Annotated in this window: 23 protein-coding genes; 13 read left to right on the top strand and 10 right to left on the bottom strand. The window is 38.0% G+C overall.

Going from position 1 to position 23,816, the window contains the following annotated elements:
• Positions 1-23: 23 nt before the first annotated feature.
• The 3 genes from pgi to P1K33_RS01980 all read left to right on the top strand — a co-directional run bounded on the left by pgi (position 24) and on the right by P1K33_RS01980 (position 2,801).
• Entirely contained in the window at positions 24-1,682 is a 1,659-nt protein-coding gene (pgi, locus tag P1K33_RS01990; RefSeq protein WP_284651171.1) for a glucose-6-phosphate isomerase, read from the top strand.
• Between the two features lie 66 nt (positions 1,683-1,748).
• A complete protein-coding gene (locus tag P1K33_RS01985; protein ID WP_284651170.1) occupies positions 1,749-2,177 on the top strand; it encodes a hypothetical protein in 429 nt (142 codons plus the stop codon).
• Positions 2,178-2,255: 78 nt separating this feature from the next.
• Positions 2,256-2,801, top strand: coding sequence for a septal ring lytic transglycosylase RlpA family protein (locus P1K33_RS01980; protein WP_372508184.1), 546 nt, complete (start codon positions 2,256-2,258; stop codon positions 2,799-2,801).
• Here the strand turns inward: P1K33_RS01980 and P1K33_RS01975 are convergent, their stop codons facing one another.
• A complete protein-coding gene (locus P1K33_RS01975; protein WP_284651169.1) occupies positions 2,802-3,269 on the bottom strand; it encodes a CYTH domain-containing protein in 468 nt (155 codons plus the stop codon). It abuts the gene before it with no gap.
• A gap of 40 nt (positions 3,270-3,309) precedes the next feature.
• On the opposite strand from P1K33_RS01975, the gene dinB reads away from it, so the two are divergent.
• Positions 3,310-4,392: a DNA polymerase IV gene (gene dinB, locus P1K33_RS01970; protein WP_284651168.1), complete on the top strand. Its 1,083-nt coding sequence runs from the start codon at positions 3,310-3,312 to the stop codon at positions 4,390-4,392.
• A 52-nt stretch (positions 4,393-4,444) separates the two neighbouring features.
• On the opposite strand, the gene P1K33_RS01965 is transcribed toward dinB, so the two are convergent.
• The 6 genes from P1K33_RS01965 to P1K33_RS01940 form a co-directional block, all read right to left on the bottom strand.
• The gene (locus P1K33_RS01965; protein ID WP_284651167.1) at positions 4,445-5,200 is read right to left on the bottom strand and encodes a Bax inhibitor-1/YccA family protein; all 756 of its coding nucleotides are present in this window, start codon (positions 5,198-5,200) and stop codon (positions 4,445-4,447) included.
• Positions 5,201-5,243: 43 nt separating this feature from the next.
• Positions 5,244-6,674, bottom strand: a complete 1,431-nt coding sequence (gene pyk / locus P1K33_RS01960) for a pyruvate kinase (RefSeq protein WP_284651166.1) — start codon at positions 6,672-6,674, stop codon at positions 5,244-5,246.
• Positions 6,675-6,679: 5 nt separating this feature from the next.
• Entirely contained in the window at positions 6,680-7,165 is a 486-nt protein-coding gene (locus tag P1K33_RS01955) for an IPExxxVDY family protein (RefSeq protein ID WP_284651165.1), read from the bottom strand.
• Between the two features lie 115 nt (positions 7,166-7,280).
• Positions 7,281-8,021, bottom strand: coding sequence for a ribonuclease III (gene rnc / locus P1K33_RS01950; RefSeq protein WP_284651164.1), 741 nt, complete (start codon positions 8,019-8,021; stop codon positions 7,281-7,283).
• Positions 8,022-8,027: 6 nt separating this feature from the next.
• Entirely contained in the window at positions 8,028-9,281 is a 1,254-nt protein-coding gene (fabF, locus tag P1K33_RS01945; RefSeq protein ID WP_284651163.1) for a beta-ketoacyl-ACP synthase II, read from the bottom strand.
• Positions 9,282-9,461: 180 nt separating this feature from the next.
• Complete coding sequence (locus tag P1K33_RS01940; RefSeq protein WP_007137004.1) at positions 9,462-9,698, bottom strand: acyl carrier protein; 237 nt, start codon at positions 9,696-9,698, stop codon at positions 9,462-9,464.
• Between the two features lie 176 nt (positions 9,699-9,874).
• Here P1K33_RS01940 and purN point away from each other — a divergent pair, with 176 nt between their 5' ends.
• Both purN and rnhA read left to right on the top strand, forming a co-directional pair.
• Positions 9,875-10,444 (top strand): phosphoribosylglycinamide formyltransferase, encoded by a 570-nt coding sequence (gene purN / locus P1K33_RS01935; protein ID WP_284651162.1) that lies wholly within the window; start codon positions 9,875-9,877, stop codon positions 10,442-10,444.
• A 9-nt stretch (positions 10,445-10,453) separates the two neighbouring features.
• Complete coding sequence (rnhA, locus tag P1K33_RS01930; protein WP_284651161.1) at positions 10,454-10,933, top strand: ribonuclease HI; 480 nt, start codon at positions 10,454-10,456, stop codon at positions 10,931-10,933.
• A gap of 5 nt (positions 10,934-10,938) precedes the next feature.
• On the opposite strand, the gene P1K33_RS01925 is transcribed toward rnhA, so the two are convergent.
• Positions 10,939-11,358 carry a GldL-related protein gene (locus tag P1K33_RS01925; protein WP_284651160.1) on the bottom strand — a complete coding sequence of 140 codons (420 nt, stop codon included), beginning with the start codon at positions 11,356-11,358 and terminating at the stop codon, positions 10,939-10,941.
• Positions 11,359-11,486: 128 nt separating this feature from the next.
• Between P1K33_RS01925 and P1K33_RS01920 the strand changes: the two genes are divergently transcribed.
• Together P1K33_RS01920 and P1K33_RS01915 are read left to right on the top strand one after the other, a co-directional pair.
• On the top strand, positions 11,487-12,413 hold the full coding sequence (locus P1K33_RS01920; RefSeq protein WP_284651159.1) for a PfkB family carbohydrate kinase: 927 nt from the start codon (positions 11,487-11,489) through the stop codon (positions 12,411-12,413).
• A gap of 78 nt (positions 12,414-12,491) precedes the next feature.
• Positions 12,492-14,390 carry an amidophosphoribosyltransferase gene (locus P1K33_RS01915; RefSeq protein WP_284651158.1) on the top strand — a complete coding sequence of 633 codons (1,899 nt, stop codon included), beginning with the start codon at positions 12,492-12,494 and terminating at the stop codon, positions 14,388-14,390.
• A gap of 610 nt (positions 14,391-15,000) precedes the next feature.
• On the opposite strand, the gene P1K33_RS01910 is transcribed toward P1K33_RS01915, so the two are convergent.
• A complete protein-coding gene (locus P1K33_RS01910) occupies positions 15,001-15,609 on the bottom strand; it encodes a superoxide dismutase (protein WP_284651157.1) in 609 nt (202 codons plus the stop codon).
• A gap of 102 nt (positions 15,610-15,711) precedes the next feature.
• Entirely contained in the window at positions 15,712-16,917 is a 1,206-nt protein-coding gene (locus tag P1K33_RS01905) for an MFS transporter (RefSeq protein ID WP_284651156.1), read from the bottom strand.
• Positions 16,918-17,025: 108 nt separating this feature from the next.
• Here P1K33_RS01905 and P1K33_RS01900 point away from each other — a divergent pair, with 108 nt between their 5' ends.
• The 5 genes from P1K33_RS01900 (at position 17,026) to P1K33_RS01880 (ending at position 23,816) form a co-directional block, all read left to right on the top strand.
• Positions 17,026-17,550, top strand: a complete 525-nt coding sequence (locus P1K33_RS01900; protein ID WP_284651155.1) for a GNAT family N-acetyltransferase — start codon at positions 17,026-17,028, stop codon at positions 17,548-17,550.
• Positions 17,537-17,815, top strand: a complete 279-nt coding sequence (locus P1K33_RS01895; protein ID WP_284651154.1) for a hypothetical protein — start codon at positions 17,537-17,539, stop codon at positions 17,813-17,815. The genes P1K33_RS01900 and P1K33_RS01895 overlap by 14 nt, the downstream gene beginning before the upstream one ends.
• Positions 17,816-17,833: 18 nt before the next feature.
• Positions 17,834-20,980: a UvrD-helicase domain-containing protein gene (locus tag P1K33_RS01890; protein ID WP_284651153.1), complete on the top strand. Its 3,147-nt coding sequence runs from the start codon at positions 17,834-17,836 to the stop codon at positions 20,978-20,980.
• A 54-nt stretch (positions 20,981-21,034) separates the two neighbouring features.
• Complete coding sequence (gene kbl, locus P1K33_RS01885; protein ID WP_284651152.1) at positions 21,035-22,225, top strand: glycine C-acetyltransferase; 1,191 nt, start codon at positions 21,035-21,037, stop codon at positions 22,223-22,225.
• Positions 22,226-22,421: 196 nt separating this feature from the next.
• On the top strand, positions 22,422-23,816 hold the full coding sequence (locus tag P1K33_RS01880; RefSeq protein ID WP_284651151.1) for an OmpA family protein: 1,395 nt from the start codon (positions 22,422-22,424) through the stop codon (positions 23,814-23,816).

The raw sequence follows: 23,816 nt of genomic DNA, 5'->3' as shown, positions 1-23,816 counted from the left end.
ATTTGTTGCTCAAATGTAAAAGAATGGCATTAGCACAAATAAATCCAACAAGCACTAACGCTTGGGAAAAACTGAACCAACATTACGCTCAGATGAAAAACGTTTCCATGAAGGAAATGTTTGCCAATGATACTACAAGAGCTGAAAAATTTCATATTCAATGGAATAATTTTTTAGTCGATTTTTCTAAAAATATCATCAATCAGGATACTTTAAATTTACTTCAGGATTTGGCCAAAGAAGCCAAATTAGCAGAAGCAATCAAACAATATTTCAATGGCGAAGCCATCAATCAAACCGAAAACAGAGCCGTTTTACATACCGCCCTGCGTTCACCGGAATCTGCTAATGTTTTAGTGGATGGCCAAAATGTAATGCCGGAGATTTATGCGGTAAAGGACAAAATCAAAGCCTTCTCTAACGAAGTCATTTCGGGACAAAGAAAAGGTTTCACCGGCAAAGTTTTTACTGATGTGGTAAACATCGGAATTGGTGGTTCAGACCTCGGTCCGGCGATGGTGGTTGAGGCTTTACAGTTTTACAAAAACCAATTGACTGTTCATTTTGTATCCAATGTCGATGGCGATCATGTCAACGAAGTCATCAAAAAACTAAACCCTGAAACAACGCTTTTTCTCATTGCTTCTAAGACCTTTACTACACAAGAAACGCTTTCCAATGCGGAAACGATTCGTGCTTGGTTTTTGACATCGGCGACACAGGAAGATGTTGCCAAACATTTTGTTGCGGTTTCAACTAATATTCAGAAAGTAACCGAATTTGGTATCAATCCCGACAATATTTTTCCAATGTGGGATTGGGTTGGCGGCCGCTTTTCGCTTTGGAGTGCCGTTGGTTTATCCATTAGTTTGGCTGTAGGTTTTGATCATTTTGACGATTTATTAAAAGGCGCAAATGAAATGGACGAGCATTTCAAAAACGAATCTTTTGACAAAAATATTCCGGTAGTTTTAGCCTTGCTGAGCATTTGGTACAACAACTTTTTTGGTGCCGAAAGCGAAGCTTTGATTCCCTATACACAATACCTACAAAAGTTGGCGCCATACCTGCAACAAGGCATTATGGAAAGCAATGGGAAAAGTGTGGGACGCGATGGAAAACCCGTAAATTATCAAACCGGGACTATCATCTGGGGCGAACCGGGAACCAATTCACAGCATGCTTTTTTCCAATTGATTCATCAGGGAACCAAATTGATTCCGACTGATTTTATAGGTTATGTAAAGCCTTTATATGGTAATGATGACCATCATGATAAGTTGATGTCGAACTTTTTTGCACAAACGGAAGCCTTGCTCAACGGCAAAACCGAGGCGCAGGTCAACGCCGAATTTGAAAAGCAAAACATAACCGGAGAAAAAGCCGCTTATCTTTTACCATTCAAAGTTTTCACCGGAAACAAGCCGACCAATACCCTTTTAATTGATGAATTAACGCCAAAATCATTGGGCTCTTTAGTCGCTTTATACGAACACAAAATCTTTGTCCAGGGCATTCTCTGGAATATTTTCAGTTATGACCAATGGGGCGTTGAGCTTGGAAAACAGTTGGCCAACTCGATTTTAGAAGAGATTTATTCGGGTACTGTTAAAAATCACGATAGTTCTACCGAATTCCTTTTAAAGCATTTTTTGAAAAAAAATAGCCAGAACATAACTTAAAACCTCACCGATTCGTGAGGTTTTTTTATCTCTTTTCTCTATATTTGTTATTCTAAAATTGAGACTATGTACCACTTTATTCAAAAATTCCATTCAGGCTGGGCTTATTTAGCCCTTTTATTATTGGTTTTCGCCGTTGTTAATTCGTTTATAGGGATGTCATCCAAAAGAGAATTCACTGCCAAAGACAGAAAAATTGCCTTGTTTGGTTTGATTGCAACACACATACAATTAGTGGTTGGATTAATCCTTTACTTTGTTTCACCTCTTGGTTCAGCCGTTTTTGGGCAAATGAAAGATGCTGCATTAAGACTTACTTCATTAGAACATCCGCTTATCAATATTATCGCCATAGTTTTCATCACTATCGGTTGGTCAAAACACAAAAAAGCAGAAACCGGAACAGCTAAATTCAAATCGATTGCTGTTTTTTATGTCATTGGTTTACTCTTAATACTGAGCCGAATTCCCTGGAGTCTGTGGTTCCAAAAATAACAACTGAAGTCCTGAAAAGGACTTTTTTTATCAAGGTATGGTTTTTGCAAAACCCTTTTACAAACTAAAATGCTCCTTATGAATACCAAAATAGTCATCCTCTTTTTTTCTATAATCACCTCCCTTTTTGCGTTTAATTCCACCATTGGAACTCCGCAGCAAAAAGAGAAACCTCAAGACAAAACCAAAGAAAAAACAGCGACTGTTAAAGACAATAAAGACAACACCAAAGTGGTTACCGATACTTTAAAAAGTAGAGTCGCTATTGATTTTAAAGAAACGGATACGTTACAAATCGACCCCAATTCAAAGCTTAAAGTTTACAAAAAAAGTGCTCACGCTTCCTATTACCATAACAAATTCAATGGCAGAAGAACCGCCAGCGGAAAGCGTTTTGATAACAATAAATACACTGCAGCACACAAAAAGCTGCCTTTTGGTACTATCGTTAAAGTAACCAACGAAGCCAACGGAAAATCGGTAGTGGTTGAAATTACCGATCGCGGACCATTTTCCAAAGTGCGTGAAATTGATTTGAGCCGCAGGGCTTTTATGGATATTGCCTCCAATAAGAATTCGGGTTCCGTAATCGTGAAAATTGAAATTGTAGAGCCGAAAAAATAATTACCAGCTAGTAAACGGTTTTTTACTCAGGTACGCATTGTAATAGCGCTCATCATTGGTCACTTCTTCACCCAGCCAGTTTGGTTTTTCAAAAGTTTCAGTTTCCGATTGCAGCTCAATTTCGGCCATTACCAACCCTTCATTTTCCCCAGAAAAGATATCGACTTCATAAACGTGGTTGCCGACTTTGATTTCGTAACGAATCTTGTCAATCGTTCCGCTTTCGCAGATAGACAATAGTGTTTCAGCTTCCATCACACTGATTTCCCTTTCCCATTCCAAACGTGTAGTTCCGTTGGCATTGCTTTTTCCTTTTATGGTAATAAAGCCTTTGTCACCTTTGATTCTGACGCGGACAGTTCTGTCAGGATTCGAATTCAAATAGGCCTGTACGATTCTTTTTTGGGTAAAAGCTTCGTTTATAAAATCATTCGAAAGGACTAAAAATTTTCGTTCTATTTCAACCATCGGGCACAAATTTTATCGAAAGATAGTATAAATTTGTGATATGTCTGAACCGATTTCCTACCGAAAAATTATCCACATCGACATGGATGCTTTCTACGCTTCTGTGGAGCAAATGGACAATCCCGAACTCAAGGGGAAGCCATTGGCTGTTGGCGGTAGCGAAGTACGTGGCGTGGTTTCGGCGGCGAGTTATGAAGCGAGAAAGTTTGGTGTTCGCTCTGCCATGAGTGGTATTCAGGCGAAAAGAAATTGTCCCGATTTGATTTTTGTGCGACCGAGATTTGACCGTTACAAAGAGATTTCCAAAAAGATCCGAAAGATATTCCACGAGTACACCGATTTGGTTGAACCCTTGTCTTTAGACGAAGCTTATCTCGATGTCACCCAAAACAAAAAAGGCAATCCAAGTGCTTCACTCATAGCACAGGAAATCAGAAAAAGAATCTTTGAAGAAGTTGGCCTGACGGCTTCCGCCGGCATTTCGGTCAATAAATTTGTAGCCAAAATAGCCAGCGATTACAACAAACCCAACGGCCAGAAAACCGTAAATCCGGAGGAAGTGGAAACTTTTTTGGAGAATTTGGACATCAAAAAATTCTATGGCATAGGAAAAGTCACGACTGACAGAATGTATCATCTGGGCATTTTTACGGGAAAAGACCTGAAGTCGAAATCAAGAGAATTTCTCGAAGAACATTTCAGCAAAAGCGGGTTGCATTTTTACAACATCGTTCGCGGTATTCACAACAGCGCGGTAAAACCCAATCGTATTGCCAAATCAGTCGCTGCCGAACATACATTTAACGAAAACCTGACTTCTGAAATCTTTATGGTCGAACGATTGGACCGTATTGCAGGCGAATTGGAAAACCGTTTGAAGAAATACAATATTTCCGGAAAAACAGTAACGCTCAAAATCAAATACAGTGATTTTACGACACAAACACGGAGCAAGACCTTGCCTTACTTTATTTCCGACAAAGGATTGCTCTTAGAGACCGCAAAAGAGCTCTTGTTTCAGGAACGTATGAAAGAATCGGTTCGGTTGCTTGGGATTTCGCTGAACAATTTAAACACAGAAATCAAAAAGACCGTTGTGGTGCAATTGAAGTTTGAGTTTTAGCCATAAAAAAACCAGCCCGAAAGCTGGTTTGTATTTTTATAAAAGTTGAGAATTAATCTCTGCTTGATAGTTTTGATAACAATCTCAGGAATTCGATGTACAACCAAACTAAGGTAATCATCAACCCCATAGCGCCGTACCATTCCATATATTTTGGCAATTTGCTTTGCGCTCCTTTTTCGATTTGATCGAAATCTAAGAATAAATTCAGCGCCGCAATCACAATTACAAACACACTGATTCCAATGCTGATCATTGAATTACCATGGTGAACCGGTGTAAAACTGGTAAACATTGACAGTAACCATGAAAACAAATAATAAGTAGCAATCGCTAATGTTGCCGCCAGAACTACTGACCTGAATCGGTCATTCACTTTTACGATGCCATATTTGTATAAACCAAGGCAAACCATAAATGTAACAAACGTACAACTAACCGCTTGTATCACAATTCCCGGGTACATTGCTTCGAAAATAGCCGAAAGGCCACCAATGAAAAGTCCTTCGAAAATAGCATATCCTGGTGCCAAATAACCTGAATATTGTGGTTTGAAAACACTGATAAGTACCAAAACAAACCCAACAATTGCACCGCCAATCGTTAACACTATAGGATTTTGACCGTTAAAAGTCATCATCCAGGTAATCGCAGCACTGGCAATTAATAAAACCAGCATCAGGAAACTTTTATTCATAGTCCCGGAAACAGTCATCGTTTGATTATAATCAATAACAACCGCATCATGAGTTACCTCATTGTTCTCTTTATAAGTTTTTGTGTTGAAAAACGGATTCTTTGAATTCATATCGTTTTATTTTAAAAATAATTAAAGCCTAAAAGTAATAAAATTATTCAATTTCAGAAACTCTCAAGGTATTTACCATTCCTTTATCGGCAACCGGCATGGCCGCTAAATTAATTAACATATCGCCTTTTTTTACATAACCTTTGGTTTTTGCAATGTCATTTACATCGCCAACGGTGTCGTCAGTGCTCACAAATTTGTCATAGTAAAACGCATTTACACCCCAAAGTAAATTCAACTGTGTCAGAATTCTTTTGTTTGAAGTATACACCAAGATGTGTGCCTTTGGTCTCCACGCTGAAATTTGGAAAGCCGTATAACCACTGTTGGTTAACGTTGAAATTGCTTTCGCCTTAATTTCATTGGCCATAATCGCTGCGTGATAACAAATCGATTTAGTAATAAAACGTTTGGTTCTCACGTGAGGCGGATTTTGTGGCACCATAATCAGCGGAGAATCTTCGACTGCTTCAATGATTTGGGTCATTTTTTCAATCACCTCAACTGGATAATTACCTACTGAAGTTTCTCCCGAAAGCATCACCGCATCAGCACCATCCATAACAGAATTTGCAACGTCATTTACCTCAGCACGCGTTGGCGTTAAACTGGTAATCATCGTTTCCATCATCTGTGTTGCTACAATTACAGGAATTCTGGCTGTCTTTGCTCTGTGGATTAATTTCTTTTGAATCAATGGTACTTCGTGTGCCGGAATTTCTACTCCAAGGTCACCACGAGCTACCATCAAACCATCGCAAAATGCTACTATTTTATCAATATTTTCAACCGCTTCGGGTTTTTCAATTTTGGCTACAATCGGAATTTTATAGGCCGAATGTTTAGCAATTAAGTCTTGTAATTCTTCTAAATCTTTTGGTGTTCTAACGAACGAAAGTGCAATCCAATCAACCTCTTGCTCTATCGCAAACAAGGCATCTTTAATATCTTTTTTGGTCAATGCCGGCAAAGACACTTTGGTTTGCGGAAGGTTTACTCCTTTTTTTGATTTTAATGGTCCTCCCTGAATCACTTTACACACCACTTCAGTCGTGCCATTAGTTTCCAAAGCTTCGAAAATTAGTTTTCCGTCATCCAACAAAATTCTTTCGCCCGGATTCACATCCTGAGGAAAAGACAAGTAATTCATATAGACGCGCTCCTTGGTTCCAGGAACATCTTCGGCAGTTTGGAATGTAATAATATCTCCCGGATTCACTACTACATCTTCTTTCATCACACCTACGCGGAGTTTCGGGCCTTGTAAATCGGCTAAAATTGCGGTGGTATATCCAAATTCATCATTCAAACCTCTGATGATGTCAATTCTTTCTTTTACATCAGCATAATCGGCATGGGAAAAATTCACACGAAACACATTTACTCCGGCATCAATCATTTTTTTAATCACTTCTCTCGAACTACATGCAGGACCAAGTGTGGCTACAATTTTAGTTTTTTTTCTTGTTGGCATTTTAATTAAAAAATTAAATTATTTTTTGACTTTATTTTTTCTACTTCTACTGCGTAAACAGTACTCACTCTGTCTATTTTTTTGATGCTGTTGATTATTTTTGAAACATCAATAGCGACCTCATCATTCTCAATTTTTAAAAAGTAATCTACTTTTTTAAACTCCGGAATCAAATAGATTTTGGCTGAAATCTCATTACTGCTGTTGGCAAACAATCCCTGATTGTCGTTTCCCGAAGCCACAAAAGCATCATTTTGGTTTTGCACCAAATTCCAGGCGATATCTTTTTCATCTTCAAAAATAAACCTGGTAAACTGGGTTTCGCCTTCCTTATTGCTGACATGAATGTTACAGTTGCTCTTTTTGAGATTGATGGGTAAATTTTGATTGATATAATAGGCCAACCGATAATCCTCCAAAGGGGAATGAATAGCAATTAATTGATAATCTATTTCGTCAAACTCTCCAATATGCAATTTGTGAACATACATAAATATTGCAATTTAAGTTGTAAATATAGTATATCTGATACAGATTATAGCCAACTGTATATTGAGTTAACGTTATTTTATGAACGAAAACGTTATAGTTTTTTGAGAATCTGTATTATTTTTTGTTAATTTTTTCCTGAAATGCAAAATATGCCCTTTGTGAGGCTTTTTCTTCTGCTTTCTTTTTCGAAGTGGCTCTGGCTTTTGCGACAATTTTGTCATCGATGCTCAATTTTACACCAAAATATTTTTGCCCATCATTTCCATTATCGTCAAAAACATCATAATGAAAAGATTTCTTCTCTTTTTGACACCATTCAATCAACAAACTTTTATAACTGATGACTTTTCCTTCCAGTTTGGCAATGTCAACATAGGGAACAATGACACTTCTTTGGATAAATTTTTCACAAAAATCATACCCTTTATCCAGGAAAATGGCGCCCACTAATGCTTCAAAAATATTCCCGTGAATGTTCTCTCCAAAGTGCTGTGTCGGCACTTTACTTTCCACAAATCGGATCAGGTTTAGGTCTCTTCCCAACTCGTTTAAATGTTCTCGGCTCACGATTTTGGAGCGCATTTTGGTCAGATAACCCTCATCTCCGGCGGGTGCTTCTTTGTATAAATGTGCCGCAATCACAGCACTTAACATCGCATCTCCCAAAAATTCCAACCGTTCATAATTCATCGGATTTCCTTTCAAATCTGTGCGATTTGTGGAACGATGGGTAAATGCTTTTTCGTAATAAACGATGGTTTGAGGCTTAAAACCTATAACACTTTGAATTTCGTTAAAAAAAATCCCGTCCTCAGATGAACGGGAATTTTTAAATATATTTTTTAGAATTTTCATCTAATGTTAGTCTTCAATTTTTTTGAATAAAACGCAAGCGTTGTGTCCACCAAAACCAAAAGTATTACTCATCGCTACTTTTACATCTCTTTTTTGAGCTTTGTTCAAAGTCAGGTTCAAAGAAGGGTCTATGTTTTCATCTACAACGGTATGGTTAATCGTTGGAGGAACAATGCCGTGTTTCATTGCTAAAATTGACGCAATCGCTTCAATTGCACCGGCAGCTCCAAGCAAATGCCCGGTCATCGATTTGGTTGAATTGATGTTGATGTTTTTGGCATGCGAACCAAAAACTGCGCTGATCGCTTTTAACTCGGCTACATCACCAAGCGGCGTTGAAGTCCCGTGTGTATTGATGTGGTCTACCTGATTCGGTGTCATTCCAGCGTCACGCAAGGTGTTTTCCATAACCGCAATTACACCAATTCCTTCCGGATGTGGTGCGGTTAAGTGATAGGCATCCGATGACATTCCGCCACCGCCGATTTCACAATATATTTTGGCGCCACGCGCTTTTGCGTGTTCGTATTCTTCTAAAACCAAAGCACCGGCACCTTCGCCTAAAACGAATCCGTCACGGGTTGCATCAAAAGGTCTTGATGCCGTTTCCGGACTGTCATTTCGGGTTGATAAGGCCTGCATTGAGTTAAACCCGCCCATACCGGCAATCGTAACCGCTGCTTCTGAACCACCTGAGATAATGACATCACACATCCCTAAACGAATGTAGTTGAAAGCATCAATCAAAGCATTGGCAGAAGAGGCACAAGCAGAAACCGTAGTATAATTTGGTCCCATAAACCCATTTCGCATCGAAATGTGTGCAGGAGCAATATCAGCAATCATTTTTGGAATAAAGAAAGGATTGAATCTTGGTGTTCCGTCACCTTGAGCATAACTGATTACTTCATCTTGGAAAGTTTCCAATCCGCCGATTCCGGCACCCCAAATTACACCAACTCTTTGTTTGTTTACATTTTCATTGGTAATTCCGGCATCTTTTATCGCTTCTTCACTGGCAGCAATGGCATACTGTGCAAATTTGTCCATTCTGCGAGCTTCCTTGCGATCCATAAAATCTTCAATGTTGAAGTTTTTTACTTCGCAGGCAAATTTTGTTTTGTGTTTTTCAGTATCATAATAGGTTATCGGAGCGGCACCACTTTTACCGTTTACCAGCGCATTCCAATACTCTTCGATGGAATTTCCGATTGGTGTTAATGCACCCAAACCTGTTACTACAACTCGCTTTAATGCCATAATGTGTTTTTTACAATTGTATTTAAACAAATAATACCCATGTTATCTTCAAATTTAATCATTAAAGAGACAAGGGTATTTCAATATTTTAAGATTGAATATCAATCAAGATTTATTCTTTTCAGTAAAAATAATAAAAACCCGTGAAAAATTATACATTCTTCACGGGTGATTTATTTATTATTTCTTTGCTTCTTCGATGTAAGAAATAGCTTGACCTACAGTAGCAATGTTTTCCGCTTGGTCGTCCGGAATTTGGATATCAAATTCTTTTTCGAACTCCATGATAAGCTCAACAGTGTCTAATGAATCAGCTCCTAAATCATTTGTGAAGCTTGCTTCTGTTACAACTTCGTTTTCGTCAACGCCTAATTTGTCTACAATAATCGCTTTAACTCTTGATGCAATGTCTGACATAATTTCTAAATTTTTAATTTTAATTGTTGGCAAAAATAAAAAACTTTATTTTAAAACAACCTTTTTGTTACTAAATGTGAACACGAAATTAAAAAATATATTTGAAAATCTTACATAATCATGGTTTTAATTCGCGTATTTATTCTTTTTTTTGTGCTGTCAAATTTGATTTCCCCATGAAAAAGATTTTGCTTTTTGCTTCAGGTGCCGGTTCCAATGTAGAGAATGTTATTCATTATTTCAAAAAGCGAAATGATATCAAAATCGCGGGTGTTTTTTGCAACAATCAGGAAGCCAAAGTGTTGGAAAAAGCAAAAGCCCTCAACGTTACTTCTTTTGTGTTCAACAGAGCCGATTTAAACGAAGGATTGGTGCTGGAAAAAATCAACGAAATACAACCCGATTTGATCGTTTTGGCCGGTTTTTTATGGAAAATGCCTGATAGTATTGTACATCAATACCCGAATAAAATAATCAACATCCATCCGGCATTATTGCCAAAATATGGCGGAAAAGGCATGTATGGGATGAATGTGCACCGGGCCATCCTGGAGAATAAAGAAAAGGAAACCGGAATTACCATTCATTACGTCAACGAGCATTACGACGAAGGTGAATTCATTTTACAACAAGTCGTGAATATTGAAGATTGTAAATCTCCGGAAGACATTGCGGCAAAAGTTCAGGTGTTGGAACATGAATTTTTCCCAAAAATTATTGACCAAATCCTAAATCCTAAATCCTAAATCGGAAAAATGTCACACCAAGTTCATATCTACACCGACGGCGCTGCCAAAGGAAATCCCGGAAACGGTGGTTATGGCGTAGTCATGGAAATGGTTGGCACCAGTTACCGAAAAGAATTCTACGAAGGTTTTCGATACACAACCAACAACCGAATGGAACTTTTGGCGGTAATCGTAGGTTTGGAAAAACTCAAGAATCCCAATATGAAAGTCTTGGTGGTTTCCGATTCTAAATATGTAGTCGATGCGGTAGAGAAAAAATGGGTTTTTGGTTGGGAAAAGAAAAACTTCACTGGCAAAAAAAATCCTGATCTTTGGATGCGTTTTCTCAAAATTTACCGCAAACACCAAGTCGATTTCAAATGGATTAAAGGCCATAACAACCATCCGCAAAACGAACGCTGTGATGAATTGGCGGTTTATGCTTCAGGTTTGGAGAAACTTTCAATTGATACTTTTTACGAAAGAGAAGAAGGAAAATTGCTGTAAGCTTCTTAGAAAACAAATAGTAGCAACCCAAAAATAAGAGCAATCATTACCCTTATAAAAATGTTTTTATAGTAATTCTGCAACTCTTCCAGTTTTGGTTTGGTATAATTCACATAAGAAATAATAGCTATCGGAAGTAATGATACCAGCCCGGTAACCAACATAAAGAATGCTCCGGTCCAATCCATGATTTTGAATAATATTCCCAGGACTGTTATTGACAGGGTAAAACCTGAAACCACAGAGAAACCAACTGTTTTATTGTCGATTTTTTTGTCGCTTAAAAAATAAAATCCCGCCGGGAAATAGAACAGGGATAGCAATGCCATACTCAAAACAGGAAGTATGCTACCGCCGGGTATGTGAAACATTCTTAAAATGAACCCCAATATAAAAATCCCAAAAACAATTTTCTCTGTTCTCATGTTGCCTTGTTAGTTTTGGCAAACCTACAAAATTCTGTAAAAAATTCTGTAAAAAACGAAACGTTAACGCCAGTTGCAACTCTGAAACTTTAGCCTTATCTTTGCGCCTTTAATTTGAATCGCAAATAATGAACAAACTTTTAATCGTAGGAACGGTTGCTTTTGACGCTATCGAAACGCCTTTTGGAAAAACGGATAAAATCTTAGGCGGTGCCGGAACTTTCATCGGTTTATCTGCTTCGCATTTTAACTTGCAATCAGCTATTGTATCAGTTGTTGGAGGTGATTTTCCACAAGAATACTTAGACTTATTGACTTCAAGAAATATCGATATTTCAGGTCTTGAAATCGTAAAAGAAGGTAAAACTTTCTTCTGGAGCGGTCGTTACCACAACGATATGAATTCAAGAGATACTTTGGCTACCGAGTTAAATGTTTTAGCTGATTTCAATCCAATTGTTCCTAATCATTTTAAAGATGCCGATGTGGTAATGTTAGGTAACTTACATCCAATTGTTCAAACCGGCGTTTTAAATCAAATGACCCAAAAACCAAAATTAGTGGTTTTGGACACTATGAACTTCTGGATGGATTGTGCCTTACCTGAATTATTGGATGTGATTCAACGTGTTGACGTTATTACCATCAACGATGAAGAAGCTCGTCAGTTATCAGGAGAATATTCTTTGGTAAAAGCGGCTGCCAAAATCCATACGATGGGACCAAAATATGTAGTAATTAAAAAAGGAGAACACGGTGCGTTAATTTTTCACGGAAAAGAAATTTTCTTTGCTCCGGCATTGCCATTGGCTGATGTATTTGATCCAACCGGTGCAGGAGATACTTTTGCAGGTGGATTTGCAGGATTCATTACCCAACAAGGAGATATTTCTTTTGACACGATGAAAACGGCGATTATTCAGGGATCTAACTTAGCCTCTTTCTGTGTGGAGAAATTCGGAACCGAAAGAATGCTCGAACTGAAAAAAGAAGAAGTGAACGAGCGATTGAAACAATTCAAAGCTTTAACACAATTTGAAATAGAATTACAATAACTTTATGCCTCGAAACTTCGGGGCATTTTTGTTTTAAAATACACATTACAAACAACTTACAACAACACAACAACTATCATGAGCGACGCTATTAAACACGAATGTGGAATCGCCCTTTTAAGATTAAAAAAACCGTTGGAATTCTACAAGGAAAAATACGGTACGGCTTTTTACGGTGTACAGAAAATGTACCTGTTAATGGAAAAGCAACACAACCGCGGACAAGACGGCGCCGGATTTGCTTCCATCAAATTTGATGTCGATCCCGGTGAAAGATACATCAGCCGTGTGCGTTCGAACAAGGCACAACCTATACAGGATATTTTTGCGCAAATCAATGAAAGGATTAATGAAGAGCTGACTTTACATCCGGAATATAATGACAATGTCCAATTGCAGAAAGACCACATTCCTTATATAGGCGAATTGTTTTTAGGACATGTTCGCTACGGAACTTTCGGAAAGAACAGCATTGAAAGCGTTCACCCGTTTTTACGCCAGAACAACTGGATGCACCGAAATCTTATCGTGGCCGGAAATTTCAATATGACCAACGTAACCGAGCTTTTCAATAGTCTGGTAGAATTGGGCCAGCATCCAAAAGAAATGGCGGATACGGTAACCGTAATGGAAAAAATTGGGCACTTCCTTGATGATGAAGTAACCGATTTGTACCAGGAATGTAAAAATAACGGTTTGTCCAAAAGAGAAGCTTCTCCGGTAATTGCCGAAAAATTGGATTTGGCCAAAATTTTAAAACGCGCTTCCAAAGGTTGGGACGGTGGTTATGCGATGGCTGGATTACTTGGTCACGGCGATAGCTTTGTTTTCCGTGATCCTGCTGGAATCCGTCCGGCGTATTTTTATGAAGATGACGAAATTGTAGTGGTTGCTTCGGAAAGACCGGTAATTCAAACCACTTTCAATGTACCATTTGAAAAAGTGCAGGAATTACAACCGGGACATGCTTTAATCGTAAAGAAAAACGGCACTGTTTCCGAGCAGGAAATCATTACGCCAACGGTTAAAAAAGCCTGTTCATTTGAACGCATCTATTTTTCCCGTGGCAGCGATGCCGAAATCTATCAGGAAAGAAAAGAATTGGGTAAATTGATTTTGCCTGCCGTTTTAGAATCGATTGATAATGATACCGACAATACGGTTTTCTCTTTTATACCAAACACGGCAGAAACTTCGTTCTACGGAATGGTTGAAGCTGCAAATGATTTTCTAAACCAAAGAAAAAATCAGTTCATTTTGAACAACCGAAAAACGTTGACCAAAGAAAAACTGGAAGAAATCCTTTCGGTAAAAATCAGAACTGAAAAAATAGCTATAAAAGATGCCAAACTAAGAACATTCATCACCGAAGACAGCAGCCGCGATGATTTGGTGGCTCACGTTTATGATGTGACTTATGGCGTAATCAAACCAACCGATAATTTGGTCATCATCGACGACAGTATTGTTCGTGGAACCACATTAAAGAAAAGCATCCTAAAGATGATGGACAGACTGAATCCAAAACGCATTGTAGTGGTTTCTTCTGCACCGCAAATCAGATATCCGGATTGTTATGGTATTGATATGGCTAAATTGGAAGGATTAGTCGCTTTCCAAGCTGCGATTGAATTATTAAAAGAAAGAAATCAGTATCATATTGTTGATGAAGTGTATAAAAAATGCAAGTCGCAGGAAAAATTAAAAGATGCTGACGTAGTAAATTTTGTAACAGAAATTTATGCTCAGTTTTCCGATACAGAAATTTCCGATAAAATAGCCGAGCTCTTGCATCCACAAGATATTAATGCCGAAGTCAAAATTATTTTCCAAACGGTAGACAATTTACATGTTGCCTGCCCGAAAAATCTGGGAGATTGGTACTTCACAGGAGATTATCCAACCCCTGGAGGTAACCGTGTTGTAAACAAGGCGTTTATGAATTTTTATGAAGGAAAAGATGCACGCGCTTACTAAAATTTTAACATTTTTTGTCTTTAAACGATTTTTGATGCAGTTCGTCTAAATTTTTTGTTTTCAAAATGTTAATACGCTTACATTTGACCTTACCATAGCATTAGTAGGTTAAGTTTATGGTAGATTTGGGGCAAAAAGGGTGAAAAGCAATTTTCACCTTTTTTATTTTCTACAACCCTGAAAATCAGTAAAAAAAATTTCAACGATTATACTTGCCGTTTGTCTGTTTTATTTTTTAGAACACAACAACTCCTATACATTTGACCTTACCATAGCATTAGTAGGTTAAGTTTATGGTAGATTTGGGGCAAAAAGGGTGGAAGAGATTCCGCCTTTTTTATTTTATAAAAGTCTGAAAATCATCAAAAATGGCAGATTACACTCTCATTTGCCTATCATTCCAATATAATTCAGTTAAAAAAGCACAATATTCTTTCTGATGTTGTTAGATTTGTGGTACCATAGTATTTAGTGTAGGTTAAGTTTATGGTAGATTTGGGGCAAACAGGTGGAAGCAATTCCGCCTGTTTATTTTTAACCCTATTCCAAACAAAAAACCGATTGCTTTCGCAACCGGCTTCCTGAAACATCAAAAAAAATATTTTGATTTTTATTTTTCTGTAGCATACAGTCTTGCCACTTCTGTCCAGTTAATCACATTAAAGAAAGCTTCAATATAATCAGGACGACGATTTTGATAGTTTAGGTAATAAGCGTGTTCCCAAACGTCCATCCCTAAAATCGGGAAACCTCCACAACCGGTATCCGGCATTAATGGATTGTCTTGGTTTGGCGTAGAACAAATTTCCAGCTTTCCGCCTTTGTGCACACAAAGCCAGGCCCAACCTGATCCGAATCGCGTTGCTCCGGCTTTAGCAAATAATGCTTTGAATTCTTCGAATGATTTAAAATCTCTTTCAATCGCTTCAGCCAAATCTCCTGATGGTAATCCGCCACCGTTTGGCGCCATTACTCTCCAGAACAAATTGTGGTTGTAAAATCCACCACCGTTATTTCTAACCGCAGCGTTTTTCATATCCAAATTGATTAAAATGTTTTCTATGGTCAAACCTGCTAAATCAGTTCCTTCGATGGCTGCATTCAGATTGGTTGTATAAGCGTTGTGATGTTTTGAATGGTGGATTTCCATTGTTCTCGCATCAATATGTGGTTCTAATGCATCGTATGCATAAGGTAATTGCGGTAATTCAAAGGCCATGGTTATTGTGTTTTAAAGATTAATATTTGCAGTTCAAATTTATAAATTTTAAATCGTTTTTGCTTATAAAATTTACACAATCATTTATAACATTTTGAAAAATTACACTTCAACATATTGCAGTTTTCGTTCTAATTGGTAAGATAACAAAACGCACAATAAAATTAAACTAATACTTATGTAGCCTAAATAATTGTAGTTGTGAATTGCGAATTTAGTATCGCTGTAAGTAATCCAACCGCTCATTAAAGAAGCAAATCCTGTCCCAAGTGATTGCACACAAGAATTTAAGCTCATGAAACTGCCACGGGTTTGACTCGTAACGGCCTGAGTAATCATGGCTTGTCCCGGAACGGTTCTTCCGGTAGAAGAACTAAACCAAAAACCGAAAATACCCAATACTATAAAAAGTTGCCAATGCGGCATATTGGTTATCAAAACAACAAAGAATACTGAAACCAAAGCTGCCCAAACAAATACCGTTCTTTTACCATAACTGTCGGCTAATTTTCCAATGATTTGGGCTGAAATCAACGAACAAATTCCGCCAACCAGATAAATTAAAGGCGTATACTCCTGAGGAACGCCAACATTGTAAACCAAATAAGGATTAATTAACGGCACAATGATAAAATGCCCTGTAATCAATAAAAAACTAAACAGCAAAGCCGTAATTTGGGCTTGGTTGCTAAAAATATCATAGAAATTAGATATGCGTTCTTTCAACTTTATCGGATTTGTCAAATGTGCATTCACATTGGGAACAAATCGGAATAAAAACGGCAATAACAATACCCCGAAAGTGGCTACTACCAAAAACGGATAATGCCAATCGTATTTATTGGCTAAAAACAATCCAAAAGGAACACCAATTACCGAGGCCAGAGCAAATCCGCCCATCAACATGCCCATCGCTCTGCCGCGACGTTCATACGGAATCACATCGGCAATGATGCTGAGGATTTGCGCGCTAATCAAACCGCCGAACAATCCTGTCAAAGTTCTGGCCAATATCATCGAATAGGTTCCAAAGGCAAAGGCACAAGCAAAAGTTCCGATTAAAAATCCGGAATAGCCAAAAAGCAATAGTTTTTTTCGGTCGAATTTGTCGGCAAAGAAAATCGCAAAAAAGCTACTCACAAAGGCCGCCAAAGAATAACTCGAAACAATAATGGAAAACTCAGAAGTAGTCAAATTCCATTTGGGCATCAAGATATTGCCCAAAGGCATCATAATCATAAAATCAAGGATATGCGTAAAATTCAGTAACGCCATAAGGGCTACCAAAATAACTTCGTTTCTTTTCAAAGCAATAAATTTTAATTGTGCCGCAAAATTACGCATTGCAAAATTCCTTTTTCTTAATAAAGGATTAATTAATTACATTAGTAGCATAAATAAAAACTATAGTGCTTCATGTTTGATTCGCAACCCAATACTCTAAAAAACGAGCTTATTAAACTGATTCCATTACAGAAAACGGATTTTGAAGAATTGTATGCCGTAGCTTGCGATCCTTTGGTTTGGGAACAACATCCAAATAAATTGCGTTATCAACGCGAGGTCTTTCAGAATTACTTTGAAGGCGCAATATTGTCCAAAGGCGCATTTCTAATTCGTGATACAAAAACCGATGAAGTTGTCGGCTGCAGTCGGTTTTATGATTATGACCAAAAGGAAAATTCGGTATTGATTGGCTATACATTTATCGGGCGAAAATTTTGGGGCATTGGTTATAACAAAGCATTGAAAAAAATCATGCTCGATTACGCATTTGAACACGTTGACAAGGTTTATTTCCACATCGGCGCGTTCAATATCCGTTCTCAAAAAGCTATCGAAAAAATCGGCGCCGTAAAAGTGGATGAATTTGAAGTCGAATATTACGGCGAAGACGCGAAGTTGAATTTTGTATATTTAATCGAAAATGAAAAAAATTAAAAGTGCTTTTTCAATCGTCATGGTTATCCTATGCGGCTTTGTCCTTTGGAAATGGTATGCCTTCTCTGAGCAGGAAAATAAATTCGCTTTACAAAAATTAGATTCCAGCAGAATCGATTTGGAAAACATATGGGGAAAACCTAATAAAATTATCAATAGCGATGGAATTGTCCTGTTTTATAACAGCCAAAATTGTCTTGGACATCATTATGTTTTTCGTTTTGATGAAAACCAAAAATTAATAGGTAAATATTATGATGATTAACTGATCGATTTAAATAAAATGCAAAAAACCGCTTTCTCCATATACGATGCTTCCGCTGGTTCGGGCAAGACTTATACTTTGGTCAAAGAATATTTGAAAATTATTCTCTTGTCTAAAAAACCCGATGCCTATCGCAATATTTTGGCGATTACGTTTACCAACAAAGCGGTACACGAAATGAAAAGTCGTGTTGTGGAAAGTTTATCGGAGTTTGCCAAAGAAAATCCGTCGGACAAAGCGTTGCAATTGATGCAGGACATTCAAACGGAAACCGGTTTAAGTTTGGCTACCATTACCGAAAAAGCCAAAAGCATCATCAAAAACCTAATTCACAATTACGCCGCATTTGATATTTCCACGATTGACAAATTCACACACAAAGTCATACGCGCTTTTGCCCACGATTTGAATTTGCCGATTACGTTTGAAGTTTCGCTTGATACGGAAAACCTTTTGACCGAAGCCGTTGACGCCATTATTGCCGAAGCCGGAAATGATGAAACGTTGACCAACCTATTGGTCGATTTCACCATGGAAAAAACCGATGATGATAAATCCTGGGATATCTCACGCGAAATCATGGACACCGGAAAATTGATTCTCAACGAAAACAACCGCGAAGAAATCACGCATTTCCAAAACAAAACCATCACCGAGTTTATCGAAATCAAAAACAAACTCACAGAACTTTGTGCCGAAATCGAAGCCGAAACGGTTGCCTTAGCTACTGAAGCTTTGCTTTTGATAGAAAATAAAGGAATCGATGTTAAATCATTTTCCAGAGAAACTTTTCCCAACCACATAAAAAGTATAGTCGAGAAAAGATTCAATCCTGTCAATAAGAGATATTATCAATTTGAAGACATTCCTATCAACAAAACCGCATCAGACAGAACAATCATAGAAAACATCATTCCCAATTTGCTCGAAATATTGGCTTCGATTTACACAAAATTCGAGAAGAAAAATTTCTACGAAGCGTTTCTCAAAAACATCACGCCGCTTTCATTATTGAATACCGTGAGCAATGAATTGGGCAAAATCCAAAAGGAACAAAATATCCTTTCGATAGCCGAATTCAATAAGTTAATCAACGATCAAATCCAAAACCAACCTGCGCCATTTATCTACGAACGTTTGGGTGAAAAATACAGGAATTTCTTCATCGACGAGTTCCAGGATACTTCCGAAATGCAATGGCAAAACCTGATTCCGCTGATTGACAACGCACTTTCGAGCGAAGATTTGAATGGTGAGCAAGGTTCGTTAATGATTGTAGGCGATCCAAAACAGTCGATTTACCGTTGGCGTGGCGGAAAGGCCGAACAGTTTATCGAACTGAGCAAAGACAAAAATCCGTTTGTCAATCCGGACAAGCAATTGTTTTCATTGGGAACCAACTGGAGAAGTTATTCCGAAATCATTGATTTCAACAACAAATTATTTGCTTTTTTGAGTCAGGAATTTGCGCATGAAGATTACAAGGATTTGTACCAAAACCACAGCCATCAGCAATTCAACACCAAAACTGGCGGTTATGTCAATATTTCTTTTGTGCCAAAAGTGGATAAGGAATCAAATGATGACGAAGAAAATTTGGCCAAAAACGAATTGTATCTGCAAGCCACTTTGTCCACGATTGAAAAGGTCAGACAAAACGGTTTCCGCTACAAAGACATCGTGATTCTGACCCGAAAAAAAACACACGGAACGGAAGTCGCAAACTATTTAACCGAAAACGGCATCCCGATTTTGTCTTCGGAGAGTTTATTGCTCGGCGCTTCTTCAGAAGTACAAGGCGTAATCCATATTTTGCGTTACCTGAAAAACAGCAACGATTTGCAGTCGAAAGCGAATTTCCTATATTATCTGGCTTCGCAACAAGATCAATTGGCCATTCACGATTTCATTGCGCAAGGCATGGAACAAAAATCGGAAACCAAATTTCAAAACTGGTTAACTACATTTCAAATTGATTTCTCGTTTGCCAACATCAGAAAAAAATCGCTTTACGAAGCCACCGAAATTATCATTGCCAAAGTCATTCCGATGCACAAACGCAATGCATACATCCAGTTTTTTCTCGATTTGATTTTGGAACACGATTTAAAAAAGCAAGCCGGAATTTCGGATTTTTTAACTTTTTGGGATAATAATTCGGAGAAACAAAGCATTCCTTCACCCGAAGGCAATGACGCGGTGCGCATTATGACCATTCACAAATCGAAAGGTTTGGAGTTTCCTGTAGTTATTTTTCCGTTTGCCGAAGAAGATTATAGTAAAGGTCCGCGGGAAAAATTGTGGCTCAACGCCGATGAAGCAATCACGGGTTTGCCCAAAGCCTTGGTGGATAAAAGCAGCAAAGTAGAAGGTTATGGCGAAGAAGCGAGTTTGGTATACCAACAAAAAAAACAGGAAGAATTGCTCGACAATATCAATGTGTTGTATGTGGCTTTGACGCGTGCCGAAGAACAATTGTACATCATTTCGGGTATGCAAAGCAGAAATGCAAAAGGTGATTATCCCAACAATATGGCGACGTTTTTCATTAAATTTTTGGCGAATGATTTTGACGAAAGTAAATTCGACTATTCTTTTGGCAAAGCCAAAAAACTATCCGAAACCAAAGATACTTTAGACAAAACCGAAACCATTCCGCAATTATTGGCGACCTTAAATCCGAAAAACATCAAAATTGCCCAAAAAGAAAGCCTGATGTGGAACACACAACAGCAGAAAGCGATTGAATTCGGAAACATTCTGCACGAAATTTTATCTTTTGTCAAAACCAAAGACGATATTGATTTGGCACTCATCAAAGCCATCGAAAACGGATTGATTGTCGCTTCACAAAGAACAGAAGTCGAGGAAACGATTAATCAGGTTATCAATCATCCCGATTTACAGCCTTATTTCGCCATCGGCAACAAAATTCTAAACGAAAAAACCATCATTCAGAAAGAAGGCAGCCTGGTCAAACCCGACAGAATGGTCATCAACACCAACAAAGAAATCTATTTGCTCGATTACAAAACCGGTGCGCATCAGGCAAAATATACCACGCAATTGGAAAATTATCAGAACGCCATTGAAAAAATGGGCTTTAAGGTGACTAAAAAAGCGCTGGTTTATATTGGGGAAACTTTGGAAATAGTAAATTTGTAACTTCAAAAAAGCAAAAAGACTTTACAACACAAACATAAACTACAACAAACAATCATGTACGGAAAAATTCAACAACACCTACAAAACGAATTGGATACCATTGAACAAAACGGTATTTTCAAAAGAGAACGCATTATCACTTCGCCTCAAGGCGCGGAAATCACAGTAAATGGCAAAACGGTTTTAAACTTTTGTGCCAATAATTATCTGGGCTTGTCATCGCATCCGGAAGTGATTCAGGCGGCTAAAGACGCTTTGGATTCCCACGGATTCGGAATGTCATCGGTTCGTTTTATCTGCGGAACTCAGGATATTCACAAAACATTAGAAAGAAAGATAGCCGATTTTTACGGCACGGAAGATACGATCTTATATGCTGCAGCTTTTGATGCCAATGGTGGTGTTTTCGAACCATTATTGGGTGAAGAAGACTGTATCATTTCCGACAGTTTGAATCACGCTTCGATTATTGACGGTGTGCGTTTGTGTAAAGCTGCACGTTACCGTTATGAAAATTCCAATATGGAAGATTTGGAAAACCAATTGAAAAAAGCCGTGGAAGCGGGACATCGTTTCAAGTTAATCGTAACTGATGGTGTTTTCTCTATGGACGGATTGGTAGCGCCATTAGACAAAATCTGTGATTTGGCCGATAAATATGACGCTTTGGTTATGGTGGACGAATGCCATGCAGCCGGTTTTATTGGTGCATCAGGAAAAGGAACTATGGAAGCCAAAGGCGTTATGGGAAGAGTGGACATCATCACCGGAACATTGGGTAAAGCTTTAGGTGGCGCGATGGGTGGTTATACTACGGCCAAAAAAGAAGTGATTGAAATCCTGCGTCAACGTTCGCGTCCTTATTTGTTTTCGAATTCCTTAGCGCCGGCAATTGTTGGTGCTTCTATTAAGGTTTTTGAGCTTTTGGAAAAAGACACAACATTAAGGGACAAACTGGAATGGAATACCAATTACTTCAAAGAAGGAATGAAAAAAGCCGGCTTGGATATTATTGATGGCGATTCAGCCATTGTACCGGTAATGTTATATGATGCCAAATTATCACAAGTAATGGCAGATGAATTATTGAAAAAAGGAATTTATGTGATTGGATTCTTCTTTCCGGTGGTACCTAGAGACAAAGCCAGAATCAGGGTCCAATTGTCTGCCGCACATACCAAAGAACATCTTGATCAGGCAATAAAAGCTTTCGAAGAAGTAGGAAAGATGCTAAACGTTATTTAAAACATGTTATTTGTTCTACGGCAATATGTTAATTGTTCTACGAAAAGATGTTAAATATTGCATAATTGTCATCAGTATTCTAAAATTCATCTAATTCATTACATAATTTCCACATTTTAACAATAAGATTTTGATATTATATTAATACGTATTACTTTTGTTCTATTATAATTATTATAATCTAATCAATTTAAGTATGAAACATCTTAACAAATTATTCGTTGCTATGCTAATGTTAGCTGGTTTAAGCTCTCAGGCTCAAGACACTAACAACCCTTGGGCAATCTCCTTTGGTATGAACGCAGTAGACACCAGATTTAGTGCTGCATCAAAATTAGAAGATCAGTTCTCTCAGTTTTTCAATGCTAAAGACAACTGGAACATCTTGCCTTCAGTATCTTATTTAACCGTATCTAGAAACGTTGGTGGTAATTTCTCTTTCGGAATTACAGGTTCTATCAACAAAATCACTAAGTATGTATTGCCAAGAGTTGGTGATGGACCATACGAAGTAGTAAATCCTGGAGATTTAAACTATTACGCTGCTGATGGAGCGATCAACTACAGCATGATGAATTTAATTGGATCTAAAAAAATCGACCCATCTATTCACGTTGGTGGAGGTTATACTTGGATTGGTGATGATATCAGTGCTGGAAATGTTAACGCAGGTTTAGGTTTAACTTTTTGGTTTAACGAAAACTTAGGTTTATCTTGGCGTTCTACATACAAACATTCTTTCGAAGATGTGCGTGAAGACTACCCTTCTCACGTTCAACACTTTGCAGGTCTTACTTTCAAATTTGGAGGTTCTGACAAAGATGGTGACGGAATTTATGACAAAGACGACGCTTGTCCGGAAGTTGCTGGTTTAAAACAATTCAAAGGTTGTCCTGATACTGACGCTGATGGTATTGAAGATAGCAAAGATTCTTGTCCAGAAATCGCTGGTCCTGCTGAATATAACGGATGTCCTGATACTGACGGTGATAAAATCGCTGACAATGTTGATGCTTGTCCAGAAGTAGCTGGTTTACAACAATTTGGTGGTTGTCCTGATACTGACGGTGACGGAGTTCAAGACAAAGAAGACAAATGTAAAGACGTTAAAGGTCCTAAAGAAAATGGTGGATGTCCTTGGCCAGATAGAGATGGTGACAAAGTTTTAGATAAAGATGACAGATGTCCAGATGTAGCTGGTACTGCGGCAAACAATGGTTGTCCAGAAGTTACTGAAGAAGCTATCAAAAGATTGAATGACTATGCTAAAACTATCTTATTCGATAGCGGTAAAGCTACATTCCAACAACAAACTTACCCAGTATTACAAGCTATCGTAGCAATCTTGAAAGAGTATCCAAACTCTAACTTCTCAATTGAAGGTCACACAGATAGCGATGGTAAAGATGCTGCTAACCAAACACTTTCTGAAAACAGAGCTGCTGCCGTTAAAAATTATTTAATTGAAAACGGTGTTGCCTCTTCAAGATTGTCTTCAGCTGGTTTCGGTGAGTCTAAACCAATCGATACTAACAAAACTAAAGCTGGTAAAGCTAACAACAGAAGAGTTGAAGTGAAATTAGTAAAATAA

The sequence above is a fragment of the Flavobacterium terrisoli genome (assembly GCF_030167905.1).
Lineage (GTDB): Bacteria > Bacteroidota > Bacteroidia > Flavobacteriales > Flavobacteriaceae > Flavobacterium > Flavobacterium terrisoli.
This window is presented reverse-complemented; position numbering and strand designations above follow the sequence as displayed.

What these genes read in the sequence shown, in the direction of transcription:
- pgi (WP_284651171.1), top strand. Translation starts at nt 24, where the DNA reads ATGGCATTAGCACAAATAAATCCAACAAGCACTAACGCTTGGGAAAAA.
- P1K33_RS01985 (WP_284651170.1), top strand. Translation starts at nt 1,749, where the DNA reads ATGTACCACTTTATTCAAAAATTCCATTCAGGCTGGGCTTATTTAGCC.
- P1K33_RS01980 (WP_372508184.1), top strand. Translation starts at nt 2,256, where the DNA reads ATGAATACCAAAATAGTCATCCTCTTTTTTTCTATAATCACCTCCCTT.
- P1K33_RS01975 (WP_284651169.1), bottom strand. Translation starts at nt 3,269, where the DNA reads ATGGTTGAAATAGAACGAAAATTTTTAGTCCTTTCGAATGATTTTATA.
- dinB (WP_284651168.1), top strand. Translation starts at nt 3,310, where the DNA reads ATGTCTGAACCGATTTCCTACCGAAAAATTATCCACATCGACATGGAT.
- P1K33_RS01965 (WP_284651167.1), bottom strand. Translation starts at nt 5,200, where the DNA reads ATGAATTCAAAGAATCCGTTTTTCAACACAAAAACTTATAAAGAGAAC.
- pyk (WP_284651166.1), bottom strand. Translation starts at nt 6,674, where the DNA reads ATGCCAACAAGAAAAAAAACTAAAATTGTAGCCACACTTGGTCCTGCA.
- P1K33_RS01955 (WP_284651165.1), bottom strand. Translation starts at nt 7,165, where the DNA reads ATGTATGTTCACAAATTGCATATTGGAGAGTTTGACGAAATAGATTAT.
- rnc (WP_284651164.1), bottom strand. Translation starts at nt 8,021, where the DNA reads ATGAAAATTCTAAAAAATATATTTAAAAATTCCCGTTCATCTGAGGAC.
- fabF (WP_284651163.1), bottom strand. Translation starts at nt 9,281, where the DNA reads ATGGCATTAAAGCGAGTTGTAGTAACAGGTTTGGGTGCATTAACACCA.
- P1K33_RS01940 (WP_007137004.1), bottom strand. Translation starts at nt 9,698, where the DNA reads ATGTCAGACATTGCATCAAGAGTTAAAGCGATTATTGTAGACAAATTA.
- purN (WP_284651162.1), top strand. Translation starts at nt 9,875, where the DNA reads ATGAAAAAGATTTTGCTTTTTGCTTCAGGTGCCGGTTCCAATGTAGAG.
- rnhA (WP_284651161.1), top strand. Translation starts at nt 10,454, where the DNA reads ATGTCACACCAAGTTCATATCTACACCGACGGCGCTGCCAAAGGAAAT.
- P1K33_RS01925 (WP_284651160.1), bottom strand. Translation starts at nt 11,358, where the DNA reads ATGAGAACAGAGAAAATTGTTTTTGGGATTTTTATATTGGGGTTCATT.
- P1K33_RS01920 (WP_284651159.1), top strand. Translation starts at nt 11,487, where the DNA reads ATGAACAAACTTTTAATCGTAGGAACGGTTGCTTTTGACGCTATCGAA.
- P1K33_RS01915 (WP_284651158.1), top strand. Translation starts at nt 12,492, where the DNA reads ATGAGCGACGCTATTAAACACGAATGTGGAATCGCCCTTTTAAGATTA.
- P1K33_RS01910 (WP_284651157.1), bottom strand. Translation starts at nt 15,609, where the DNA reads ATGGCCTTTGAATTACCGCAATTACCTTATGCATACGATGCATTAGAA.
- P1K33_RS01900 (WP_284651155.1), top strand. Translation starts at nt 17,026, where the DNA reads ATGTTTGATTCGCAACCCAATACTCTAAAAAACGAGCTTATTAAACTG.
- P1K33_RS01895 (WP_284651154.1), top strand. Translation starts at nt 17,537, where the DNA reads ATGAAAAAAATTAAAAGTGCTTTTTCAATCGTCATGGTTATCCTATGC.
- P1K33_RS01890 (WP_284651153.1), top strand. Translation starts at nt 17,834, where the DNA reads ATGCAAAAAACCGCTTTCTCCATATACGATGCTTCCGCTGGTTCGGGC.
- kbl (WP_284651152.1), top strand. Translation starts at nt 21,035, where the DNA reads ATGTACGGAAAAATTCAACAACACCTACAAAACGAATTGGATACCATT.
- P1K33_RS01880 (WP_284651151.1), top strand. Translation starts at nt 22,422, where the DNA reads ATGAAACATCTTAACAAATTATTCGTTGCTATGCTAATGTTAGCTGGT.